General features: G+C 47.0%; 8 protein-coding genes and 1 riboswitch. Of the genes, 5 read left to right on the top strand and 3 right to left on the bottom strand.

The window, feature by feature from the left end:
* The 3 genes from WCO51_08105 to WCO51_08115 form a co-directional block, all read right to left on the bottom strand.
* Positions 1-89: prepilin-type N-terminal cleavage/methylation domain-containing protein (locus WCO51_08105; protein MEI6513221.1), on the bottom strand; the 89-nt coding region annotated here is incomplete at its 3' end.
* A 5-nt stretch (positions 90-94) separates the two neighbouring features.
* Entirely contained in the window at positions 95-1,297 is a 1,203-nt protein-coding gene (locus WCO51_08110) for a hypothetical protein (GenBank protein ID MEI6513222.1), read from the bottom strand.
* Positions 1,298-1,303: 6 nt separating this feature from the next.
* The gene (locus WCO51_08115; GenBank protein ID MEI6513223.1) at positions 1,304-2,293 is read right to left on the bottom strand and encodes a hypothetical protein; all 990 of its coding nucleotides are present in this window, start codon (positions 2,291-2,293) and stop codon (positions 1,304-1,306) included.
* Positions 2,294-2,474: 181 nt separating this feature from the next.
* A riboswitch (cobalamin riboswitch) is annotated at positions 2,475-2,605 on the bottom strand.
* Between the two features lie 155 nt (positions 2,606-2,760).
* Between WCO51_08115 and WCO51_08120 the strand changes: the two genes are divergently transcribed.
* From WCO51_08120 to WCO51_08140, 5 genes are all read left to right on the top strand, one after another.
* The gene (locus WCO51_08120; GenBank protein MEI6513224.1) at positions 2,761-3,336 is read left to right on the top strand and encodes a sigma-70 family RNA polymerase sigma factor; all 576 of its coding nucleotides are present in this window, start codon (positions 2,761-2,763) and stop codon (positions 3,334-3,336) included.
* Positions 3,333-3,965 carry a hypothetical protein gene (locus tag WCO51_08125; protein ID MEI6513225.1) on the top strand — a complete coding sequence of 211 codons (633 nt, stop codon included), beginning with the start codon at positions 3,333-3,335 and terminating at the stop codon, positions 3,963-3,965. Before WCO51_08120 ends, WCO51_08125 begins: the two co-directional genes overlap by 4 nt.
* 125 nt (positions 3,966-4,090) lie before the next feature.
* Positions 4,091-4,720 (top strand): transcriptional repressor LexA, encoded by a 630-nt coding sequence (gene lexA / locus WCO51_08130; protein ID MEI6513226.1) that lies wholly within the window; start codon positions 4,091-4,093, stop codon positions 4,718-4,720.
* Between the two features lie 487 nt (positions 4,721-5,207).
* On the top strand, positions 5,208-5,918 hold the full coding sequence (locus WCO51_08135; GenBank protein MEI6513227.1) for a hypothetical protein: 711 nt from the start codon (positions 5,208-5,210) through the stop codon (positions 5,916-5,918).
* An 87-nt stretch (positions 5,919-6,005) separates the two neighbouring features.
* Entirely contained in the window at positions 6,006-6,650 is a 645-nt protein-coding gene (locus WCO51_08140; protein MEI6513228.1) for an NfeD family protein, read from the top strand.
* Positions 6,651-6,678 lie beyond the last annotated feature (28 nt).

Raw genomic sequence — 6,678 nt, forward strand, 5'->3', positions numbered from 1 at the left:
GCGAACACGGGAAAGAGGATCGATGCCAAGATCATGATTATCGCAATCACGACCAAAAGCTCTATCAGAGTAAAACCAGATCGTTTCATCTAAACTAATTTCCTACCGAGCCGAAACTGGCAATTATATTCAAAAAATCGAGGTCATTGACAATTCCGTCTCCATTGCAGTCTCCTATAGAACTGATCTTACCGAAGTTGCCGATGACGGCGAGAAAGTCGAGATCATCGATTTTGTTATCATTATTGGTATCTCCCGGAATCAGTCCCGAATGATCGGAGCCATCAAACGTGCCGAAAACAGGTGTTCCGGATGTGGGGATCGTCAAAGTCTGGCTAAGGTAGCATCCAAACTTGATTTGAACAGCAAGAGAACCCGAATTCGGTAACTGTGTTACAAATGTGCCCGTATTGCCGGTGCCTGTTAGATAGATTATCGAAGGCTCCCCTCCATCGATCACCAAAGTAACCGGAACCGATGAGATATCGCTACCCATCCAGCCTTTGAGTTTAACCGTCCCAGTGAATTCAACCGGAAGTGGTTTTAGAATTGAAACTGCATCCACATCCGGGGACCATTGTCCTGCGGGACGAATTCGAACGTAATCGACATGATCCAAAATGACAGGGTTACCGTTCGAATCAACCGCCCAACTCAGTTTGAACGCATCCCCACCAGCTGATCCGGGGGTGATACCGGAAGTGAATGGGTCATCAGGTATGAGTGGGTTACCAGTTCCATCAACAGGAGTGACATCCGCATAACCCCATATCGGATAGTTACGCTCATCAATCGAAGTAAACTTGGGAAATGGCGGATTAGCCGAACTTTGCGGATTAAGCGAACCTTGCAACTTATAAAATGGGGTGGCCTCGTTATAGCCACTGCCTGTATTGACCCCGACTTCTACAATTCCTGGCTCCTGGAAATGATAAAAAATACTTCCAACGTAGAAGGCATTGCCAAAAACGATAAAGTCATATCCCCCAGGGTTAAGGTCATAATGGACGATTGGATGATCAAATCCAAGTACGATGTAACCCGTTTGGCCAAGTGACACAATCACCTCATTATCTGGCACAAAAGGTGTAGCCATAGTAGAAGGCGCGCCGATAGCTGCCGATGAATCAGTAAACTCCGCATCTGCGCCAGGCACATAGTCCAATACTACCGTTGCAAAGTCGGATGCGAATAGCGGCAAAGTCAAGGATAATATGAGGGCGAAGACCAGCGAAAACCCCATCCGGGGGGATTTCGTTGTATGCCCATGTGATTCTAATCCAATTGGGCGTGACATTCTTTCTTACCTCTTGGCCTTTCTTCTTAAAGCGAGCAAACTAAACGCGCCCATCAATGCTGCGCCAAGACTGGCGGGTTCAGGGGTTGGATGGACCTCAAATAATCCGCCGACATCCGTCCATTGAGCGTTTACAAGTAAGTTACTACCATATAATTCAAGGGCAGTTGGGAATGGGTAATTGCCTGTGAATGAGCCAAACGCCTGTGCGGTCGTAGTTCCGTTTTTAATCAAGCTCAAATTTGAACCGGTAGTCGCGAAGAGATCGCCTTCTGAATTGAAAGCGATATCATAACAACCTTGTCCGCCTGCGCCCGCTAGTGATAGAGCTTCAACTACGATGCCTTGGCTATTAATGCGCAGCGCCTGGCCGGAATTACCGATAAAATTGGGGTCGTTGGTATCGCCAACAAACAACGCGCCATCAGATCGGAAAGCAATTCCGCTCAGATAACCGTTGCCCAAACCAGTTGCGTACATACTGACAACGCCATTACTCAGCGTTGCCACAGCACCTGCGCCGGGACCGTTGGCGAGCAAGGCAAAGATCATCTGATCGGATGGTCTCAGGGCAATTTGCGCGATGTTGCTGAAGCTGCCAATTGAAGCAAGTCTGGCAACTGAATTGGAGGAGAGGCTTGCGGAATAAACGGTCTTCATATCGCCATTCTCTCCGAAGACCAGCGTGTCGTTATCCTTCCAAGCAATACCGCTGATATATTTAAACGTATCGCCTGTAGGAGCGGTAAAGGTTGTAAGTGCCATTCTCCCGAGACCGGCTTTGTCATAAACCGTGATGGTGGCTCCACCTTTGGAATTGTCCTGCGCAAGAGCGAGCTTACCATCGGCACTAACCGCCATCTCCGTTCCTGTAATGCTCAGATTGGTAGAACCAAATCCGGTTGGGTTGTTGTAACCCGTAATTGTCTGACCTATCGCCGGCAACGCCAGCGCCATGCATATGAGAATTAATACAAACCATTTGCGTGAAACCAAAGTATCCTCCTCGAATTGTCATAAAATAAGTTTCAAACGCAACTGGCCGGTTTTATCTCCTGCGAGTAAAAAGTAAAATGGACATTCAAAAGACCAATAAAAAACCCTATCCTGATTTGGATAGGGTGTGTATGTCGTTGGTTATCTTCCGACTGACCACACCCTTTGTACGAAGGGATCGATACCGGGTCAAGTTACAGGCTGGCGTTCGGACTCATCCAATATATGGACATACCGTAGCGGCACTGCGCCGGCATCTCACCGGCTTCTCCTACTGCCCACGAGGGGCAGACCTGTAACTCATTTATTCAGTTGTAGATAAAGCTTAGCATATATCAACCACTCCGTCAAGAGGTTTTTACTTTTCCGGTATAACAGAAAAGAACGGCATTGACGCTTGCCTAAATAGGGTAAATATTTGTCACATACGTGGGCTGAATACAAGTTAAGTTTGATGGAGGACAATAGTGACGAGCGAGACGAAGTTGGTCACGCAAATTGCTTATGGGGATGAGAAGGAAAGCAAAGAGGCCTGGGAATGTTTGATGAGAATGCACGGCCGATTGATTGAACACCTTGGAAGGGCGGCTCATTATTCAAACCCTAGTGACCTAAAAACGGAACTTTACCTTCATCTTCGTGGAGTAAACGGGGAATGGAATCGCCTGAAATCGTATCAACCTCGCGCTGGGGTTGGATTCGAGAACTGGTTAGCAATTGTTGCCGGACGATTGGCTCGGCAAAAGGCGGCTGATGGCTCAAAAGAATCGGCTCTGAAAATTACCTTAGACGAGGAGCAAGCTGATACGATTGGTATAAACGTGGAGCCTCCAATGTTTCAGGAAGAGAGGCGGGTCGTCGTGCTCAAGGCCATTCAGAAGTTAAAGCACCCACACTGCCGCATTTTGCTGTGCCGTCATTATTGGAACGAAGAAGACTTATGTGAGATCGCGGGCGAACTGGGGTTGAAACCGGATAACGTTCGCCAAATTCATCGCCGGAACTTGCAAGAACTGCACCGAGTACTAGGTCATCCAGTATGAAAAAGGAAACTTTCGAAGACCTGATTGTAAATTTAAGCGAAATCGGTCGTGGTATTAAAGATACAAGGACTGCGTTATCACCCTGTCCTGATGAAGGTGATTTGGCGGCCTATATCGTTCAATTGAGGAAGCCGCGTCGTCATATTAAAAACGATAATGCACTAATTGATGCGCATCTGGTTGAATGCAACTCCTGCTTTCAAGCTATAAGTGACGCCTTGAACGCCCTGACTCTTCTTGAGATCGAAAAAGAACGAACAATATCTTTGCCGTTTACACTGCTGAATAAAACTATCCAATTTTTAACCACTGTGCCACCATCACAACCGGTTTTAGCATCATCGGCCAGAGAACAAGGAAGCTTCTATCACCTCGTTCCGATGCAAAATGGCGCAGATATGATCATTGGTGATTTGAAGGTGACCATGCGAGCGAAAATTATCAAGGGCAAGTTCTCGGTCTCCGTAGCTGTTCGAAATATCCCTTTAAAAGCCCCCAGCGCCGATGTCTTAATTCGAGTCCTCAGTGATAAACATGATTCTATATCAGAACAAAAAACAAACGACAAAGGCCGTGCCGTTTTCACTTCTATTCCGAATGGAGATTACGTACTTCAGATACTTGCATGAAGCTATTATTCTTACTCAAGCTAACCCTTAACTTTTTTCATGAAAAATTCATGTTGATGTGTGTCGGTACTTGACAAGTAGACGCTTGTGCGTGTACACTTATTTCAGGAAGAGGAAGGATTACTATGACTAGAGGACTAACCAAACGGCAAGAAGCGATTTTGCAGTTCATTCTTGATTATATTCAGCGCATAGGTTATCCACCTTCGATTCGAGAGATAGGTAAACAGTTCGAAATCGGTAGTCTTCGAGGCGTTACTGTCCATCTTGACGCTTTGCAACGTAAAGGCTATATCTCTCGCGGCGTCACACCACGAAGCATTCGTGTTATTCATCCTGCTTACCAGGCATCAAATAATGCCGTCATGTTACCGCTGCTCGGCACTATCGCCGCCGGTACGCCTATTCTAGCTCAGGAGAATGTTGAAGAGCTCATCCCAGTCCCTCAGGAAATGGTTCGCAATATCGATGGCGCTTTCCTACTTCGGGTTCGCGGCGATTCAATGATCGGCGAGCACATCATGCCCCGTGACCTTGTGGTAGTGAAACCGCAAGATACCGCAGTTCATGGCGATATGGTAGCAGTGCTAATCGGCGATGAAGCGACGGTAAAACGAATTCAATTCCTAGATACCGAAGTCCGTCTCATGCCCGCCAATCCTGCCTACGAGCCAATCATCATCGACCGCGAGGACACCTGCATTATCGGCAAAATTGTCGGCCTAATGCGAGACTACGAAGGAATGGCGTTTTAGAGAAGCTGTCAGCTATCAGCCATCTGTTCGTAGTGCCTTCGCCTCGCCGGCTCTTTCTCTAAACGTTCCCAAGGGACGTCATTCCAAGCCTGTCAAGAAATCATCTTGAAGGCCCTTCAACTACGCTCAGACTGACTTGATTTTTATTTGTAGGGGCGTAGCTTGCTGCGCTCTCCGGAGGGCAGGGCAAGCCCTGCCCCTACATCGGAAGGGAAAGATTGATGGGCAGATCCCCTTTTATTCCCTTAATATATGGGTAGAAATGGGGTTGCTTGAAAGTCTTTCAGGAAAAAAGAGGATATCGGGATAGCAATCGCGAAAGAATATCTAACGCTCTAAGACTTTGTGACTAATTTCAGGTCTTTAGTCTGCTTGCAAGTGGTTATGAATATTGTAAAATATCAATTATTAGCGAACAAATACTTGTATAACCTGAGGATACGAAAGGTGCCAAGTTTGATGATGCATATGAGATCAGGAGATCGTAATGGGTAATCCTCAAATAATCTTTTGGGTAAGCCTTTGTTTAGGTGTTGGATATACTTTCATTGCTCTTTTGATGGGCAGCATCGGAGATGTCGGGTCCGATACCGGCGGAGGTGATGTGGGCGACACGGGAGGAGATGTCGGCCTTGCCGATACAGGAATTGGTGATTTGGGCGATACCTCGGGTGATGCGGGTGGAGATTTTGGCAGCAGCGATGTTGGTGATGGGGATGCAAGTGGTTCGGTAGATTACGGTTCAACGCACATGGAGGCGGGGCCAAGCTTTGGCGCGCATTTAATGAGCTTTTTGAGTCCTATGATCCTCTCGATATTTGCCACCGGCTTTGGAGCATTTGGGCTGATAGCGTATGCGCTCTCAAAATGGTTCGAAATAAGCGTTGGATTTGGAATACTTGGGGGACTCGGCTTAACGATCGTTCTGGTAAAACTCCTTCGCTCAATTTATGGAAAAGCCGAAATTACCAGTCATCTACACTCCAACGAGCTTATTGGGATGGATGTTGAAGTTTCAACCACTATTCCCAAGCAGGGCACCGGTTATGTTTGCATCGAATCCTTCGGCAGCCGACAAACACTGCCGGCGCGAATCGAACATCCCGATGATCAGGAATTGGAGACTATCCCGAGGGGTTCCCGCGTGCGTATTAAGCACATAGATGGAGGCACTGCCTTCGTGAGCTTGATAGATTAATTGTCATTTAGTTCGATCTGATATAGTGTGATATAATGAACCGTAATGATTCCTATCCGAATAGTTACGTTCGAGATGGGGTGTAAAATGCCAAATGTAGACTTGATTTTCTGGACATGCCTGTTTGCAGGCGTTGGATACACTCTTTTTGCTTTGCTCTTAGGAGGCATCGGTCATTCGGGAGGGCATGTAAGCGGCCATAGTGGTGGTCATGGTGGGTTTCATTTGGGACATCACGGAGGGCAAAGTGCAAGCCATGGGGGACATCAAGCTAATGTTGAACCAGAGGCAGGGCCAAGCTTTGGCGCGCACTTGATGAGTTTTTTAAGTCCCATGATCCTTTCGATCTTTGCAACAGGTTTTGGAGCCGTAGGGCTTATAACAAGAGCTTTGCATCTTTCTTTCAATATGAGCTTTGGCGTTGGTGTTCTTGGTGGCCTTGCCATGACCATTGGGATGCTGAGGCTTATGGATGCGATTTATGGTGATTCTGAAATCACAAGTCATGTACATCTCAATGAGTTAATTGGGATGAGTGTTGAAGTTTCAACAGCAATCACAAAGCATGGAACTGGTTATGTTTGTGTTGAATCATTCGGCAGCAGGCAATCGCTGCCGGCAAGGATAGCCGATCCCGACGAAGACGAGAACTTGGAGATTATCCCACGAGGCGCCCGCGTTCGAATAAAACGTATTGAAGGCGGAACTGCCTTTGTGAGTTTGTCTGAATAACATTAAGGCCCAGGCGCTATAAGGCCTA

Source organism: bacterium (assembly GCA_037131655.1).
Classification (GTDB): domain Bacteria; phylum Armatimonadota; class Fimbriimonadia; order Fimbriimonadales; family JBAXQP01; genus JBAXQP01.

Excerpts from the sequence above, each read along its gene's own strand:
- WCO51_08110 (MEI6513222.1), bottom strand. The coding sequence starts at position 1,297 with ATGTCACGCCCAATTGGATTAGAATCACATGGGCATACAACGAAATCC.
- lexA (MEI6513226.1), top strand. The coding sequence starts at position 4,091 with ATGACTAGAGGACTAACCAAACGGCAAGAAGCGATTTTGCAGTTCATT.
- WCO51_08125 (MEI6513225.1), top strand. The coding sequence starts at position 3,333 with ATGAAAAAGGAAACTTTCGAAGACCTGATTGTAAATTTAAGCGAAATC.
- WCO51_08135 (MEI6513227.1), top strand. The coding sequence starts at position 5,208 with ATGGGTAATCCTCAAATAATCTTTTGGGTAAGCCTTTGTTTAGGTGTT.
- WCO51_08140 (MEI6513228.1), top strand. The coding sequence starts at position 6,006 with ATGCCAAATGTAGACTTGATTTTCTGGACATGCCTGTTTGCAGGCGTT.